Source organism: Pseudomonas sp. BRM28, from assembly GCF_002939405.1.
Classification (GTDB): domain Bacteria; phylum Pseudomonadota; class Gammaproteobacteria; order Pseudomonadales; family Pseudomonadaceae; genus Aquipseudomonas; species Aquipseudomonas palmensis.
The window spans coordinates 732,111-747,949 of the sequence record NZ_PEFV01000001.1 but is presented as its reverse complement, the minus strand read 5'-3'; the positions used below and the strand labels follow the sequence as shown (position 1 = coordinate 747,949).

13 protein-coding genes and 1 pseudogene are annotated in these 15,839 nt (G+C 56.2%); 7 read left to right on the top strand and 7 right to left on the bottom strand.

All coding sequences use genetic code 11. The features are described 5' to 3' along the window. Positions 1 to 104 precede the first annotated feature (104 nt). The 6 genes from CR917_RS03555 (at position 105) to CR917_RS03530 (ending at position 7,279) form a co-directional block, all read left to right on the top strand. Positions 105 to 755 (top strand): DedA family protein, encoded by a 651-nt coding sequence (locus tag CR917_RS03555; protein WP_043863945.1) that lies wholly within the window; start codon positions 105 to 107, stop codon positions 753 to 755. Positions 756 to 764: 9 nt separating this feature from the next. Next, positions 765 to 1,580 carry a zinc-dependent peptidase gene (locus CR917_RS03550; protein WP_104571891.1) on the top strand — a complete coding sequence of 272 codons (816 nt, stop codon included), beginning with the start codon at positions 765 to 767 and terminating at the stop codon, positions 1,578 to 1,580. Positions 1,581 to 1,671: 91 nt separating this feature from the next. Then, positions 1,672 to 2,199, top strand: a complete 528-nt coding sequence (gene ppa, locus CR917_RS03545) for an inorganic diphosphatase (protein WP_043863926.1) — start codon at positions 1,672 to 1,674, stop codon at positions 2,197 to 2,199. A 192-nt stretch (positions 2,200 to 2,391) separates the two neighbouring features. Continuing rightward, on the top strand, positions 2,392 to 3,102 hold the full coding sequence (locus CR917_RS03540) for an XRE family transcriptional regulator (RefSeq protein WP_043863927.1): 711 nt from the start codon (positions 2,392 to 2,394) through the stop codon (positions 3,100 to 3,102). A gap of 489 nt (positions 3,103 to 3,591) precedes the next feature. After that, positions 3,592 to 6,366 (top strand): UvrD-helicase domain-containing protein, encoded by a 2,775-nt coding sequence (locus tag CR917_RS03535; RefSeq protein ID WP_104571890.1) that lies wholly within the window; start codon positions 3,592 to 3,594, stop codon positions 6,364 to 6,366. 313 nt (positions 6,367 to 6,679) lie between these two features. After that, positions 6,680 to 7,279: a hypothetical protein gene (locus tag CR917_RS03530; RefSeq protein WP_146094978.1), complete on the top strand. Its 600-nt coding sequence runs from the start codon at positions 6,680 to 6,682 to the stop codon at positions 7,277 to 7,279. 159 nt (positions 7,280 to 7,438) lie between these two features. On the opposite strand, the pseudogene CR917_RS03525 reads toward CR917_RS03530, so the two are convergent. After that, positions 7,439 to 7,708, bottom strand: a pseudogene (locus CR917_RS03525) (ATP-binding protein); the annotation flags it as partial. 944 nt (positions 7,709 to 8,652) lie between these two features. On the opposite strand from CR917_RS03525, the gene CR917_RS27595 reads away from it, so the two are divergent. Continuing rightward, positions 8,653 to 8,787: a hypothetical protein gene (locus tag CR917_RS27595; RefSeq protein ID WP_256589614.1), complete on the top strand. Its 135-nt coding sequence runs from the start codon at positions 8,653 to 8,655 to the stop codon at positions 8,785 to 8,787. A gap of 883 nt (positions 8,788 to 9,670) precedes the next feature. Here CR917_RS27595 and CR917_RS27590 read toward each other — a convergent pair. The 6 genes from CR917_RS27590 to CR917_RS03495 form a co-directional block, all read right to left on the bottom strand. Next, positions 9,671 to 10,423, bottom strand: a complete 753-nt coding sequence (locus CR917_RS27590; protein WP_256589613.1) for a helix-turn-helix domain-containing protein — start codon at positions 10,421 to 10,423, stop codon at positions 9,671 to 9,673. Between the two features lie 377 nt (positions 10,424 to 10,800). Next, positions 10,801 to 12,276 (bottom strand): YfjI family protein, encoded by a 1,476-nt coding sequence (locus CR917_RS03510; RefSeq protein WP_104571888.1) that lies wholly within the window; start codon positions 12,274 to 12,276, stop codon positions 10,801 to 10,803. Next, positions 12,273 to 13,172 (bottom strand): toprim domain-containing protein, encoded by a 900-nt coding sequence (locus tag CR917_RS03505; RefSeq protein WP_104571887.1) that lies wholly within the window; start codon positions 13,170 to 13,172, stop codon positions 12,273 to 12,275. Before CR917_RS03505 ends, CR917_RS03510 begins: the two co-directional genes overlap by 4 nt. Continuing rightward, positions 13,173 to 13,379, bottom strand: coding sequence for an AlpA family transcriptional regulator (locus CR917_RS03500; RefSeq protein ID WP_104571886.1), 207 nt, complete (start codon positions 13,377 to 13,379; stop codon positions 13,173 to 13,175). A gap of 193 nt (positions 13,380 to 13,572) precedes the next feature. Next, positions 13,573 to 14,301 (bottom strand): hypothetical protein, encoded by a 729-nt coding sequence (locus CR917_RS27005; RefSeq protein WP_146094977.1) that lies wholly within the window; start codon positions 14,299 to 14,301, stop codon positions 13,573 to 13,575. A 99-nt stretch (positions 14,302 to 14,400) separates the two neighbouring features. Continuing rightward, positions 14,401 to 15,636 carry an integrase arm-type DNA-binding domain-containing protein gene (locus CR917_RS03495; RefSeq protein WP_104571885.1) on the bottom strand — a complete coding sequence of 412 codons (1,236 nt, stop codon included), beginning with the start codon at positions 15,634 to 15,636 and terminating at the stop codon, positions 14,401 to 14,403. Positions 15,637 to 15,839 lie beyond the last annotated feature (203 nt).

Here is a 15,839-nt window from a genome sequence, read left to right as displayed (position 1 = left end):
TCAATTTGTGTGAAATTTTACCCTTACCCCGGGTAACGGCTACACACTTCGCACTGCCAGTCCTCGCATGCCCGTAGAGCCGGGTCTTGAACAAGGTGCCGTACATGGATTTCAACCCGCTGGACCTCATTCTGCATCTCGATACCTACCTCGATTTGCTGGTCAACAATTACGGTCCGTGGATCTACGCCATCCTGTTCCTGGTGATCTTCTGCGAGACCGGCCTGGTCGTCATGCCGTTCCTGCCGGGCGATTCGCTGCTGTTCATCGCCGGTGCCGTGGCCGCCGGCGGCGGCATGGACCCGGTACTGCTGTGCGGTCTGCTGATGGCGGCAGCCATCCTGGGCGACAGCACCAACTACGTGATCGGGCGAACGGCCGGGGAACGCCTGTTCCGCAACCCCGACTCGAAGATCTTCCGCCGCGACTACCTGCAGCAGACCCACGACTTCTACGAACGCCATGGCGGCAAGACCGTCACCCTGGCGCGCTTCCTGCCGATCCTGCGCACCTTCGCGCCTTTCGTCGCGGGCCTGGCAAAAATGGTCTATCCGCGTTTTCTGATGTTCAGCGTCGCCGGCACCATCCTGTGGGTGTGCGGCCTGGTGACGCTGGGCTACTTCTTCGGCAACGTGCCGTTCATCAAGTCCAACCTGTCGCTGATGATCGTGGCGATCATCCTGCTGTCGCTGGTGCCGATGATCATCGGCCTGGTGCGCAGCCGCATGGGCCGTGGCCAGGCCAAGGCCCAGTAACCCGCGCACATGTGGAGCCTGAGCGCCTGGCGGCGCCGTCGTACCCTGGCCCGCTACCCGATCGAGCCGCAGCAGTGGCAGCGGGTACGCGAGGGCCTGCCGATGCTCGACGGCATCAGCGACGAAGAAGATCACTGGTTGCGTGAAGCCTGCATCCTGTTCCTGCAGCAAAAGCACCTCACCACCCTGCCCGGCGTCGACGCCGGTGCCGAGCAGCGCCTGCACCTGGCGGCCCAGGCGCAACTGCCGCTGCTGCACCTGGGCGATCTGAACTGGTACCAGGGCTTCCATGAAATCGTGCTGTACCCCGATGACTTCGTCAGCCCCCAGCGCCACCGTGATGCCAGCGGTGTGGAGCATGAATGGGATGGCGAACACAGTGGCGAGGCCTGGCAGCAGGGCCCGGTGATCCTGGCCTGGCCCGGGGTGCTGGCCAGCGGTGGCTGGGAAGGCTACAACCTGGTGATTCACGAGCTGGCGCACAAGCTCGACATGCTCAACGGCGATGCCAATGGCCTGCCGCCGCTGCATGACAGCATGCGCGTGGCGGACTGGGCGCAGGCCATGCAGCAGGCCTACGACGATCTCAACCGCCAGCTTGACCGCAACCCCGATGCCGAAACGGCCATCGACCCCTACGCAGCGGAAAACCCGGCCGAATTCTTCGCCGTGACCAGCGAGTACTTCTTCAGTGCCCCGGACCTGCTGATGCAGGCCTACCCCGCGGTTTACGCGCAACTGAGCGCGTTCTACCGCCAGGATCCGCTGGCCCGCCTGCAACAGCTGCAACGTAGCCATCCGCACTACCAGCACACGACTAATTGACCAGGCCGGGCATCTGGCCGGGCGTGGCAAGCGTTACGGAATGTGCCTATAATCGCGACCAATTTTTGGCCAAACATGGGGGCAATGCCCAATGAGCTACAGCAAGATTCCGGCTGGCAAAGACCTGCCGAACGACATCTACGTCGCCATCGAGATTCCAGCCAACCACGCACCGATCAAGTACGAGATCGACAAGGACAGCGATTGCCTGTTCGTGGACCGCTTCATGGCCACCCCGATGTTCTACCCGGCCAACTACGGCTTCATCCCCAACACCCTGGCTGACGACGGTGATCCGCTGGACGTGCTGGTGGTGACCCCGTACCCGGTAGCCCCAGGTTCGGTGATCCGTGCTCGCCCGGTCGGCATCCTGCACATGACCGACGACGGCGGCGGCGACGCCAAGGTCATCGCCGTACCGCACGACAAGCTGTCGCAGCTGTACGTCGACGTCAAAGAGTACACCGACCTGCCGGCACTGCTGCTGGAGCAGATCAAGCACTTCTTCGAGAACTACAAGGATCTGGAGAAAGGCAAGTGGGTCAAGATCGACGGCTGGGGTGACGCAGAAGCGGCCCGTGCCGAGATCACCAAGTCGGTGGCAGCCTACAAGGGCTAAGCACTGCGCTTGAGGAAAAGCCCCGCGATTGCGGGGCTTTTTTGCATCTGCGGCTCGCTGCTTGAACCAACAGCGTCCGATTATTCCTACAACACCAACAGAACCCCCTGTAATACCCCCGCTTTTGCCCGCGAAACACTTCAACCCAATGTTTATATAAACCCTTCTTTTCCCTCACTAAACTCAATCACCATGAATACATCTGGTGATCGTTTGAAAGCGCTCCTGCGCGAGTGCAACCTGACCGCTTCCGACTTTGCCGCCCAGCGCGGGGTGACGCCGCAGCATGTGAACAACTGGTTCCAGCGCGGCGTGCCCATGGCGCGTCTGGACGAGATTGCCGAGCTGCTGTGCGTACGCCCTCGCTGGCTGCGCACCGGCGAGGGCCCCAAGCACCACAACCCGCTGCCGCGGGTCAGCCGCAACCGTGGCGAGCAGGAGCAGCAGGCCCCGGACCACAGCCTGTTCGCTGCGCATGGCGAGCAGGACGTGCTGCTGCCCTTCTACCATGCGCAGCCCCGGCAGTTTGCCGAAATCCCTGGCCGCCACCTGCGTTTGCCGCGCTGTGCGCTGGACAACCTCGGGGTCGATGCTGCGCAGGCGCTTTGCGTGAGCATGCCCGACTACAACATGAACCCCTTGCTGCAGTACGGCGCGACCTTGGCGATAGACCGCAGCCTGACCCGCGTGATCGAGGGCGAGATATACGCGCTGCTGCACAACGGGCGCTTGCGGGTGCACACCTTGAGCGAACGGGCCAATGGCGCGTTGCGTCTGCACAGCCATGACGGTGACGAATTTCCGAGCGAAACCTACAGCCTGTCGCAAATCCGCAACCAGGGTCTGGAGGTGCTGGGGTGGGTGTTCTGGTGGGCTCACCTGCGGGATGATCGCCCGCGCTAAAGCGGTTGCAGCGGTTTTTTTGCTGGGCATTGCGATCCATTCCCAGTATGCTGTGCCGCACTCAAGCCCCGGTTGCAGCCTTGCATCCTGAGGGCGTGGCGCGGCACACACTGCCCCCGCCACCCCCGGCCCCAGCGCCGGATCACGATTTGAAGGCGGTTGCGGCTTACCAAAAGTCAGCCAAGACTGTCCCCGAGAAGCCGGTCACAAGCCGGCTTTTTAATGCCTGAAAGGTACGTAATACGCGGCCTTACTCAAAACCATCAATTTATTCCCCCACTTATTCCCCCATTCTGTCGCTACGTGATCGTTCCTCCTCATTTTTATATCGAGGGGCGGCGGCTACGTCAGGAGGAGGTGTTGGCCGGACGGATCTTCGCTTTTGCATCACAATCCGATTCACTCAAGCCACCTCGTGTGTAGGCCGTTTCGCCAAGGAACGTAGGACGTCTTGAGGTACACTGGATTTTTTTCGCTCGTGGAATCAGGATGGCGACGGAATGGCGAGCATCCGCTTGGGGGCGGTTGCTAACAAAAACTGAGCAGTGGCGTCTATACGTCGAGGGCGACCAGCTTTTTTTGAGAGTTGGCGACAATGTTGTCGAGGTTCAGCCTGAAAATCTTCCTACGGTAGAGATAACCCGTGGACTGCTGTGGACAGATATTACTATCCGCCAAGGTCGCACACTCCGCGTGGACGGCTTACCTAACTCAAAGGAATCTCTACTACGTGACGAAATAGGTCGGCTCCTCACAGTCACTCGCCGGCAGCGCTTTCAAGAGTACTACTCGTCCATTCGAATCTGGCTGAACACTGTCGCCGAGTATGTGCAAAAGGTTGATTCGAAATACTTGTGGTTGACTCATGAGATGCAGCAAGAGTTGCTAGCAGCTAAGCCGGATCTAAATATTGACGATAAAGCGTTAAACGAGCTATTCCAGACCTCAGAGATTCAGTCTTCGTTGCCGGATGCCGACACGACCGTTGAGCGCGATCTGGAGAGCTGGATGTGTGACTGGCCTGCGGCCTGGGCGCGGCGAAACGACACTCACATGCTTCAGGAGCTTGAGGCCTGCAAGGCTCTGTTGGCAGGGGTGGAAAACAAACCTCTTACCGACGAACAGTCGCGGGCAGTGATCTGCTTTGATAACCGCGTTCAAGTCATCGCCTCCGCAGGCTCGGGAAAAACCTCGACGATGGTGGCCAAGGCAGTTTATGCCCTGCACCGAAAATTGGTCTTCCCCAGTTCTATCGTGATGCTGGCTTTCAACAAATCTGCTGCAGAAGAGCTTCAGGCGCGAGTTGCACTATCGCTGAAGCGTGTTGATATCGAAGAAGTACAGATCGAGGCCAAGACCTTCCACTCTCTGGGGCTATCAATCATTGCCGAAGCGACAGGGCGCAAGCCCCATGTGCCTGAATGGGCCGTGGAGAATGTCCTAGGCCTTCAGAAGCTCGTAACCATTATCGATGACCTCAAGGATCAGTCAGAAGAATTCAGAGCTGAGTGGGATCTGTTCAGACTGGTATTGGGGCGAGACATCCCGGCAGCCGGAGAGGATCAATTATTCGAGGCCTGGGACAAGGCAGGACAAGGTCGTCTTGTTTCTCTGAACGGAGACCATGTGGCGAGCCAAGAGGAGCGTATCATCGCTAACTGGCTCTTCTACAACGGTGTCAAGTATCAGTACGAACGCTCTTACGAGCATGACACCGCCACCGTCACACACCGTCAATATTTTCCAGACTTCTTCTACCCTGAAGTCAACCTCTACCACGAGCACTTTGCCTTAGACGCATCCGGCAAAGCACCAGAGCATTTCAAAGGCTATGTTGAGGGTGTGGAATGGAAGCGTGAGACCCATCAAAAAATGGGCACATCACTCATGGAAACGACCTCCTATCAGTTGTACAGCGGCGAGATATTCAAGCACCTGTCCAATGAGCTGACCGCTCGAGGCTTGGTTCTTGATCCAAATCCAGATCGTCCGATCCCTGCTAGGGGGCTTGTGCCAATGGAGCACGCCGACCTAGCCAAACTGATCAGAACGTTCATCACTCATTTCAAGAGCAATAGCCTTACCTTAGATACACTTTATGAGCGCCTCGAAGACCTGCCGACTGACGCCTTCAGATATAGATACGAGGCTTTTCTGAAGTTAGCAATTCCAGTGCTTAACGGCTGGAACATGGCCTTGTCCTCAGAGAGGGGAATCGACTTTGAGGACATGATCAATATGGCTGCTGACGTGTTAGAGCGAGGTCATCCTTCTCACTACAACTTGGTAATGGCGGACGAGTACCAGGATGCATCTCGAGCTCGTGCGCGCCTGTGTCGGGCATTGGTAAACGAGCCAGGCCGGCATCTTTTTGCAGTTGGTGACGACTGGCAGTCTATTAACCGCTTTGCAGGTGCAGACATATCTGTAATGACCGGCTTCCGGGAGTGGTTCGGGCACGGTCAGATCTACCGACTTGAGACCACATTTCGCTGCCCTCAAGAGATCTGTGACGTCTCGAGCCGGTTCGTCTCCAAAAACCCGTCGCAGTTGTCCAAACGAGTCACCTCAGTGACGCCCGCTTTGGATGTTCCGATTCAGGCGTTTCAAGTCCCTAACAGGAACGAGATTCAAGGGGGCATCAATCACTACCTTTCAGACCTACATGCACGCTTGACTGAGGGTACAGTACCACTAGGTAAAGGTGGAAAAGTTACTGTATTCATCCTAGGCCGCTACAGAAATGACAGGCAGTACATTCCTGAATACTGGCAACATGATTTCGGAAATCTTCTGGATGTTAAGTTTAAGACTGTCCACACCTCCAAAGGTGATGAGGCTGAATATGTTGTCCTACCTGGCATAGTATCCAGAGGTTTTCCTAGCACCAAGAGTGATGACTCCCTACTTGGGCTTGTCATGCCAGCAGGGGACACGTACCAGCACAGTGAAGAGCGGCGGTTATTTTACGTAGCTCTAACTCGCGCCCGTCGTTCCGTAGCAATGTTTACCGTCATGGGTAAAAACTCACCTTTTCTCGATGAAATAGTCAAGGAGGGTGCTATCAAAGTTTCGAGCATTCGGGGCGAGCCGATAAAAGAAGATCGGTGCCCGGTCTGCAAGGTTGGCGTCATTGTCCCCCGACAAGGGCCATATGGAGAGTTTCGCTCATGCTCGAGTTACCCCATGTGCCGTCACAAGCCTAAGCAACCAAGAAATAATTCAGATCAGCGGGGTGGCTCTACATATCGAGGCCCTTGGTGAGCAACGATCTAAGGAAATTCTGAGAAAGACCTCCTGACTTGGCAAAATTTCCGAATACCAGCCGACGAAATCTTCGATGATGAAAAAGATTATGAAGTGGTCAAGTCATTCCCGAGCATTGAATCTAACCAGCACGATGGGTGCACCTTGACCAGCAGAAATCTGGCTAAAATGGGGCGTACGTCTCGACAGTTAGTAGCCAAAGTTCTGAAATCAGCCAAACCAGACGTACGCACATGATTCCATTCAGGGGCGTGGCGATCTTTAGAACTCTTTAATTTAACTAAAATACATTTAACATAGGAATTTTGACATGTTTGGTTTTTTAAAAAAAAAGAAGGCCAAGGATGCGTCGTTACCATTCGACACAAGACCAGCACCAGTCTCTGCGTTGGTTTCGAAACCACTACACGCTTTAAATAAAATGACCGGAGCCGAGCTTGCAGAGGAAGGTTTGCGGCAGATTGCCGTAGCGATCAAGAACAACGCTATCAAGATTGAGCCGGGGCGAGTCTATCCAGACGTCTACGCCCATGGCGACAAACCTGAAGGCGTTGCGCGGTTCACCTACGTTATGTTCAGCCCTACCGTTCAGAATGAGGTGATGGCTCGTTGCACCATCATTTTTGACTCTGTACGAGAAGGTGTCACTACCTGGCAGATCGACTGGGCCGTTGCTCAAAATTATCGTAACAACAATTGGGGCAAGACTATTGCACTTAAAGCTCTGACCGAGTTTTGTAATGGGATGCAAGGCAAGCTTTCTGGTGGGTTTGCCATCGAAGCAGTGGTAGATGAAGGCAATGAAGCGTCTATCAAAATCGCAGACGGCTTGATTGGCAATGAAGAAGTTATTTTTAACAAAGACACTGGAAAGAATGTTCATACATTCTTACGCCATTTCGAGCTGTAAGGCGCATCCATTGCAATGGTCAGATTCGATGCTGCGGATTCCACGACACTTGGACACCCAGCCCACGATCATTTGGACGCTCATTCCACACTTACTTGGACACCTGATCCACACCCACTTGGCCAGGCAGTCGGAGCGCAGCGACGCAGGTTTGCATTGTTAGTCTGAAGCCCCTGTCGTCGTCAATTTCGTTGCGCGCCTACGCATCGATTCACCCTTCAGTTCGATCCGATAGGCGTTGTGCACCAGCCGGTCGAGGATCGCATAGCGAAGGGTCGGGTCGCCGATCAGTGCATGCCATTTGTCCACCGGCATCTGGCTGGTCACCAGTGTCGAGCGGTTGCCGTAGCGGTCGTCCAGCAGCTCGAGCATGTCGCGCCGTTGCGCAGCGGTAAACGGCGCCAGGCCCCAGTCGTCCAGGTCGAACAAGGCGGCATGCGAATTACCGAATGCCAACGGCAGGCAATCCAAGCCCTTATGGAGAGTAGTTGAAGAACCGGACAGTGAGTAGCGAGACAGAAAGGGGCAGAATTCCTAATGTTTCCTTACGGCTATGAACAGGCGCACGGTGCCAGTGATACGCCGACAGCCGGTATGCGCAGCCAGCGATGCGCTCAACATCAGGCCGAGCCGGCTTAGGTGGTCTAGGACGGTCATTATCCGAAATACTCAAGGTCAGATACTGCGACATTTGCGATAACTGCTACAGCCCTAAATTTGCTGGTAGGAAACGGTGCAACAGGCCTGCGACCCACGCGCTGGCCACATCCGATGCAAGACGCTGGACAAGTCGAATGCAAGCAGGTGGTCAAGTGGGATGCAAACGCTTGGTCAAGTCAGGTGCAATTTTCCAGCAAGACTCGTGACCGGCCAGCGATGCTCTCAGCAGTAGGCCGGACTGCCGTAGGTAATCCAGGGCGGACATCGTCCTAAGCTCTCAAAGTCAGGCGCTGCGACATTTTCGACAGCTGCGGCAGCCATTTGCTAGCGTGCGACGTCGCGACAAATGCCTGCGGGCGGTCTATTTGTAGCAGCCTGTCGCAACGGCTCAGTACCAGTTTTGCTGACGTGTAGCAATTGTCGCAGCCGGATTAATTCTGAAACACTTACTGTCCCCCCCAGCAGTTGGTGATGCTCACACGGGCAGCTAGCAGTACATCACGCACTCTTTGACCATTCCCAAGAATCATCAGGTACCTCTGAACCTATGAGAACCGCAGCTCGCAGCCTCTGCATTGGCGGAGCCATAACGGCAGCGGCGTCTTGGTCTTGAGCAGAGAAGCCCACGTTAAAAGCATAAAAATCTTAAAAATATAGTTTATTTATCGTATTTATTGCGTATAAAAGGCGCTCACTCACTGGAGCATCACCACATGGGCCGACCCGCTGGCGTTAAGAACAAGACCCCTCAAGAACTGAAGATTGAAGCTGAATTGCTTAAGAGAAAGGCTGAAATGAAGGAGCTTGAGCGCAAGCGTAAAGAGCTACAGAAGCAGCGCCGCTCATAACACACTTGGATGAGTAGCAGATCGATGACAGCAAAACACAGCGGTGAATGCCCCTACTGCCAAAATACGGTGAAACCGGACATTCTTGAAAAGAACTCGATCCGGCGTGACCTCTGCGTATGCCCTGACTGCCAGGAAAAAATTCTTATATGCCGAACGCCAGGGTGCAGTAGCTACGCAAAGGGCGGTGAGAACTACGACGATGAGTTATGCCCACGCTGCACGGAGAGTCTCACCAATGGCGCTGGTGAGGTCGTTAAATGGGGTCTTATGGCAGCGGCAGGGGTATTAGCCACAGCAGTTGCCGCCAAAGTCAGCGGGGAACAGAGTTAGTACCCTTTGAGGGTACGGCACTGGCTGTTTTCGCCCTGATGCCGATATCGGCACAGGGCCGCTTACTGGGGCAGCACACGATCAGGTTAAATTTCCCGCCCCTGGCTTTCGCATTGGCGCACGGCCAGAAATTTCGCCCTAAGTCAGAACCAACAGGATCGACACTGCTACCACCATCAGCAGCACGCAGCTAGTAGCCGTCCAAATACCTGCCCAGCTTCAAATGATCGAACTGACTGCATTACGCAAATCATCAGCAGCCTATTCAGCACGCCCTGTAGCGAGGTCTAGGGCATGAACAGCAGGGCCGACCAATTTCTGCGAACATTCGTCCAGTGCGCTCTGCTCGACCATTGAGCGCAGATCAACGCGAACATAAACCTTGCATGCTCCAGAGCCTGATTGGCGCGATTCTCGATCATGCCCCTGATCCACTCGACTGCCCTACCGGGCTACTTGCAACGACGAGTTGAGCTAGATCGCCACCACAAGGCTTTCCGTTGACCCTCTGTGGTCATGAAATGAAAGATACGGGGAGATTGAGGATTCGTCAGGCCTCGTCCTGTGACTGCCCCAGCAGCTTCAAGAACTCGATAGCGAGCCTGCGATTTTTTGGACTGAGCACCTGGAAATTTCGGCGCACCAAGATCACTTCATTGCTCTGATCAGATGCAACCTCTTCGCCACCTTCCGACTCAGATTCCGCGACAGCGTACAGCTCAGACATTTTCGTGCCTAGCGCGTGGCTGAGCTTGTGTAGCAGCTCCAGAGATGGCAACTGCTGCGACCTTTCGATCTTCGACAGATTACCCGCGTAGGTCCCCGCTTCTAGAGCAACCGCCTCCAGAGTGAGCCCCTTTTCCAGTCGAACCTTGCGTATAGCCGCGCCGATATTCATCACGCAATTCTGTGGATGGCTTTCCAGCAGGGCAAAGTTATAGAGGAAAAAATTTCGCAAGTAACTTTTCCTTGTGAGAACATTTGATGGGAAATGGATTGCTTCATGAGCAACTCCGCTAGCAAAAATGATCTCCAAGGGTGGAAACGAATGGACACCCAGCAGGGAAATGGTCAGCAGGCGGGATCTGGACGGCACACAGAAAGTGATTTTGGGATCAGCCGTTCGCGCCTGGGCTGGCTCAGCGTTCGGTTCGACGGCGGCCCGTCCTACCCAGAGATGGTCGCTACGCTCAAAGAAATGATTGACCGGTATGGGCACTGCGTTAAACGCGGGGAGGGTCTCTCTGGATCCGAATGGCTCAGCCGTATCGAACAAGGCGGCATGCGAATCACCGAGTGCCAAAAGCAGGCAATCCAAACCCTTATGGAGTGCAGTTGAAGAACCGGACCGGACAGTGAGTAGCGAGACAGAAAGGGGCAGAATTCCTAATGTTTCCCACGGCTATGAACAGGCGCACGGGGCCAGTGGTACGCCCAACTTGCGAGACGCGTAGCCATCCAGCGATGCGTTCAAAAGTCAGGCCTGAGCAGCGTAGGTAATCCAGGACGGTCACTATCCGAGACTTCCAAAAGTCAGGTGCTGCGACATTTGCGATAAGTGCTACAGCCCGACATTTGCTGGTTTGCAACTGCGCGACAGGCTTGCGACAGGTTGCGACAAATGCCTGAGGACGGAGGGTTTGTCGCATGTTGTCGCAGACCGGTCGCAACGGCTCATCCTCAACTTTGCTGACCTGTAGCAGTTGTCGCAGTTGTTGCAGCCGGATTGATTCTGAAACGCTTGCCGTCCTCCATCAGCAGTTGGTGATGCTTCACCAAGACCGCTAACAGTGCGTCACGTTGCTTTGCGCTTTTACGCGCTACGGGTGGTCCCTTCTGCTGTAATGTTCGGGCGTCGAAGGCATGCCAACCATTTCTGATCAGCCATTCCAGCAACTGTTGCGCCTTGAGCAACTGAGGATCGGCGCTCACTGGGTTGGTCATTCGAAGCGCTTCACCTAGATACCAATTCACCAACGTGGCGGCGCGCTCGATGATAGGTTTACTCAGGTCTTCAACCTTCTCCACGATGGCGAGTACACCAGCGATTCTCAAGATGCTCTCCCCGCCTTTGGCTGCTGTCGGCTTGATCTCTTGCAAACTGCCGTCGCGCCCTAGGCTCACCTCGATGGCGTCGTGCGCTTTGACCCATACAGCTTTGGCGTCGGGGTCCATCACCAAAGCATTTGGCTCCAAGTCACCTTGTTCATTAGTAGGTGGCGCCAAGGCAAGAAGCTGCGCCATGCGTTCCCAGTAGCGCGTTAGCCGCAGGTCGCGGTTCGGGTCGGCGTCTCTGTAGAGACGAGTTCCGGCTAAAGATTGCGGCCAAGCGATCAGGAAGCGCGCCAGAAAACCTTGTCCTTGCATGAGCGGGTTGCTCAGCACCCCACTGGCAACAATGGGCTGAATCATCAGATGGACACTCAACCGGCAGCCACTACGTGATGCACTTTCACCTTCGGCTGCGCGGGTGCGGATGATTGGTGCCCCATCCCAAAGTTTCGACAGCCCCGCAACGCTCTTGAGCATGTTTTCGGGTCTACTCGCATACCCTCCAAAGAATTGCCCGCCCTCATCGCTGAACAACCCTTGCGACGGATAGCCGCGCAGCAGCGACTTTTGCAGCCCTTCTAACGTGGGCTCGTCGGCCAGAATGAAAGGCGAAGGCGGCGCTGGGGGCTCTTTCAGCTTCCCTAACTCACCAGCAGCGAGTTCAGGATCGCTTTTCTCCTTCTCCAGGATGGCACTGCGGACACATTGGTAGGCGTCACGATGGTCCCGATACTGCTTTTGCTCAGTGTCATAAGCGGCCAGCAGTGCGTTTTGCCGTTCATGGTGGGCACGTAAAGCCAGGCGGTCGGCAGCAGACTTGCGGTCGCCTGACTCCGCCACGGTTAGCGCGAAGAGTGATAGCGGTATCAGTTGTCCGTCTCGCTGCGCGTTGCCGTGTGGCTGTGCCGCCATCGCAGCGGCAGCCAAGATCGATTGCGCAGCAAGTGCGCCAGGAACCTGACATGCCTCAACAATCCCAGCGGCAGCGCCTCCAAGCAGCTCACCCAATGCTTCCAAGGGATAAGGTACTGCGGCCTCCATATCAGGCAACAGCGGCAGCGGCTCTGGATAGTCAGGGTCGGGAATTAAGCTAACTGCGGTCATTGGTTCGCCTCCCGCCATTGATGCAGGTCGTTGAAGTCTGACAAGCTCAGAGGCTCGGCCCCGCACCAAGGGGGAAACACCACACCGCAGCCCAGCACAGCAGCAGCGCGGTTAGCCGCCGTGCGCCCAGGGTTGCCGTCGGTCTGACGATCATCATCGCCAGCGATAATCAGAGGGCTCTGCGGGTAGGCGTGGCGCAGACGCTGAGCAGCGGGCAGTAGATTGCCGGCGTTCATAGCACAAGCCACGGCAGCCCCGTTTTGCTCGTGGATAGTCGCGCCGGTTGCCCACCCTTCGCAGACGTACAAAGGAGCGCCAAGCTCCAGCCGGCCAATTGGGCTATAGGCGCCAACGACTTGCCCGCCATACATGAAGCGCTTGCTGCCGTCTGGGCTGATGCGTTGCAGGTTCACCAGTACGCGCCCGACATACAGCGGGATCAGCAGCACGCCGCCAGCCTGACGTAGATGGTGTGACTTGCAGCCCTTGGCGACCAAATACTCGTGATACGGGTCAGCCCGCACCGCATAGCGCCACACACTACGGGATCGAACGGCGGCGACCTGCTGGCGCTGACGCTGCTCGACTTCACGCTGGTGGCGAGCCTGCTCAATGCGTCGGATGATGATGCCAACCTCTAACGGATTGCCAGGTTTGCGGATACTCCAATTGCTGGAGCATCCGGTCTTCCAACTGCCAAACGCCCCAGAGGCGATGCCATCCGGGAAGAGGACGTACCAACCGTTGAGGGTTCCGGGATTGTCATCTGGCACCCGGAAACGGTGAATAGTACCGTCACATTCAGGCAACCAACCCAGCGGCCCGAACCTGGCTTGCATGGCGTCACGAAAAGCGAATTCGGGCTTCCGCTGGCATAGGAGCTGGCTCTTTTCCATTTAGGCCAGCTCGCCAAGCTGCTCGGCAATCCACGCCTCGATTTCGAGCGAATCCCAACCCACCGCATGGGCGCCAGCAATACGGCGGGACTTAGGGAAACGGCCTTCCTTCATCAGATCGTAAATGGTGGTGCGCCCCAGCCCGGTGCGGGCCTTCACGGTGGGTAGGCGATAGATACAGCGGGCACGTTGAACAGTTGCGGTCATCGTCGTTACCTCTAGGCTTGCCCCGTTGTGGGGCGGACGATGTGCAAGGTATGCGGCAGGCGGGGTCGAAAATAGCCAGATGGGCTTCAGAAAACCCACCCCCCTGAAAGCAGTAAGGGGGGGGGTGAGTTCAGCATGCGCCAGAGTAAAACCCTTTGCTGGCGCGGCTTTCGGGGGTGGGAGGGGGTTACCTTCAAAGGGTCTTGCTGGCACCTCCTTCCGGCTTCCAGTTCGCCATCTTGGCAGCCTCCTCTACACCCGTCGAGTTTGGCGTTCCGTCATCTTTCGTCAAGCGACAGGCAGCGGCGTTTTCATTGAGCCACTTAGTCAAAGCCTTCTTCGGCGTCTTTCCGCGCAGTAGTTCCGGGTTGCTGGTAACGGCTTCCCATGCTCGGATGGCTGCGGCCAGTTTGGGCGCGTAATGGGGGTGTGACTCCTTCAAATAGCCAGGCTGATTCTCATCTACGTCTTGAAAAAAAAAGCCTGTTACTACTCCTCTACTTACTAACCATGCTTTCAGATCAGCAGTGGCAACAGTCGTATACTGCCAGTCAGGGAGTGGGCGGTAAGCAGAGCCCTCAACAGATAGATTTCCGCCATCATTGGCTGTTGTCCCACTCCCAAGGGGCAGCCCTGTGGATACATGTCCAGTGTCGGCTGGCATATCAACAATACCGTGCTCCTCTGTAGATATTCGAAGAGCCGCTTTAAGTGTTCCTCCCAGCACTGCGTTTTTTATAGCACTGAAAACTGCCTGAAACGCTCTGTCCGAGGATCGGTCATTGAAGTCAGGGCCTGAAGCCGGAAAATGTGTATGCTCTCCATTTCTAAACAGCCTTGATGGTCGCTCTCCGACAGTGAGTACCGCAGCGTCTTGTACGCTCAGATGATCAGACAGCCTCCAGTAATCCAACTCGCCCACTACATACCCTCCCATTCCCATTTTCTTAAATAGATCTGCCACCCGAACGGATGGGTAGTCCGCTTTTCACGCCGTCGGGTCAGGCTGGCATTTGCTCAGTCAGGCGCGTTTAAATTCACCCTGAATGACGTTCGTCGTTGGTGCACTAGTAATGAAACTCGCCCAATCGACCATAAGGGCACGACGCTTGTCGATAAAGTCCGACCGAGAATAAGCGGCCTCGGTCTGGTCACGCTCATCATGGGCCAGAGCCAGTTCGCAAACTTCACGCGGATAATGGGTGCGCTCGTTTGCCCAATCGCGGAAGCTCGAACGGAAACCATGTCGAGTCACATCGTCATGCCCCAGGCCATGCAGGAGATTGCGAACGGCGTTGGCGTGCATAACGCCGCTCTTGCCTTGGCCGGGGAAGAGGTACGGGCTACCTTCGATACGGGGGAACTCTTGTAGCATCTCAACGACTTCGGGTGCCAATGGCACATCGAAGGCTTTGCGCATTTTCATCCGTTCAGCTGGCAGCGACCAAACACCCGCCGCCAGATCGAACTCCGACCACTCAGCAAAGCGCACCATATGCGAACGGGCGCCAGTCAGTATCAGCAGTCGGGCGGCCACAGCGGAGCGCACGTCGCTCTGCATCAGCTTGACCATAAGCGCCGGCACGTCTTGCCACTTCATCGCGGAGAAGTGCTGACGCTTACGGGCCTTCTTTTTCTCCGCATTACTCAGCAGGTTCTCCAGATGGCCGCGCCAGCGAGCCGGGTTGTCACCGTCACGCAGGCGGCGAGCCTTTGCGGCATCTAACACCTGCTCAATCTGGCCGCGTACTTCGTCGGCGGTGCGGGTCTTCTCCAGCCAGATAGGGCGCAATACTCGAAGGACGTGCTCCGTTTCAATCTCATTTGTCGCCAGCCTGCCAATAACAGGTAAGGCGTACAGCTCCAGCTTTCGCAGCCAGCCGGCTCGCCACTTATCAGACCAGTCCGAGCCATGCACCTCCATGTGCTCAATCGCCAGCTTCTCGAAAGTAACTTTACGCGCCTCTGTGACACGCTGCGCTTCCCGTTGCCGCTCCCGCTCAGCATCGCGGGTTGCCATCGGATCAGCCCCCGTAGCCAATACCTTGCGTTGTTCCCCGGCAGCAAGACGGGCGGCCTTCAAGCCTACTTTGGGGTAGCCGCCTAACCCCATCTCCCGGCGCCGTCCCGCAATTTGATAACGCAGCACCCATGATTTACGTCCAGTGGCTTGTACGATAAGACGCAAGCCGTCGCCGTCTTCATAAGTACCCGGCTCCGTCAGGTTTTCGACTTGCTTGGGGTTCAGTTTGCCCATGCCTTGCTCCGCAGGTGAGTATGGGGAAAAACCCTACCCCCATTTATTCCCCCACTTTTTCCCGGTAACAGGCAACATGGGGCGAACATTTGCGGACGGATACTATCCTCAAAGCCCCGTATCTACTAGCCATTCCGGATGGGCACGAAAATCTGCGAACTGATAAAGCGCCGGCCACAAGCCGGCTTTTTAATGCCCGGAAA

Excerpts from the sequence above, each read along its gene's own strand:
- CR917_RS03495 (WP_104571885.1), bottom strand. The coding sequence starts at position 15,636 with ATGGGCAAACTGAACCCCAAGCAAGTCGAAAACCTGACGGAGCCGGGT.
- CR917_RS03550 (WP_104571891.1), top strand. The coding sequence starts at position 765 with ATGTGGAGCCTGAGCGCCTGGCGGCGCCGTCGTACCCTGGCCCGCTAC.
- CR917_RS03500 (WP_104571886.1), bottom strand. The coding sequence starts at position 13,379 with ATGACCGCAACTGTTCAACGTGCCCGCTGTATCTATCGCCTACCCACC.
- CR917_RS03540 (WP_043863927.1), top strand. The coding sequence starts at position 2,392 with ATGAATACATCTGGTGATCGTTTGAAAGCGCTCCTGCGCGAGTGCAAC.
- ppa (WP_043863926.1), top strand. The coding sequence starts at position 1,672 with ATGAGCTACAGCAAGATTCCGGCTGGCAAAGACCTGCCGAACGACATC.
- CR917_RS27595 (WP_256589614.1), top strand. The coding sequence starts at position 8,653 with ATGGGCCGACCCGCTGGCGTTAAGAACAAGACCCCTCAAGAACTGAAG.
- CR917_RS03510 (WP_104571888.1), bottom strand. The coding sequence starts at position 12,276 with ATGACCGCAGTTAGCTTAATTCCCGACCCTGACTATCCAGAGCCGCTG.
- CR917_RS03530 (WP_146094978.1), top strand. The coding sequence starts at position 6,680 with ATGTTTGGTTTTTTAAAAAAAAAGAAGGCCAAGGATGCGTCGTTACCA.
- CR917_RS03555 (WP_043863945.1), top strand. The coding sequence starts at position 105 with ATGGATTTCAACCCGCTGGACCTCATTCTGCATCTCGATACCTACCTC.
- CR917_RS03535 (WP_104571890.1), top strand. The coding sequence starts at position 3,592 with ATGGCGACGGAATGGCGAGCATCCGCTTGGGGGCGGTTGCTAACAAAA.
- CR917_RS03505 (WP_104571887.1), bottom strand. The coding sequence starts at position 13,172 with ATGGAAAAGAGCCAGCTCCTATGCCAGCGGAAGCCCGAATTCGCTTTT.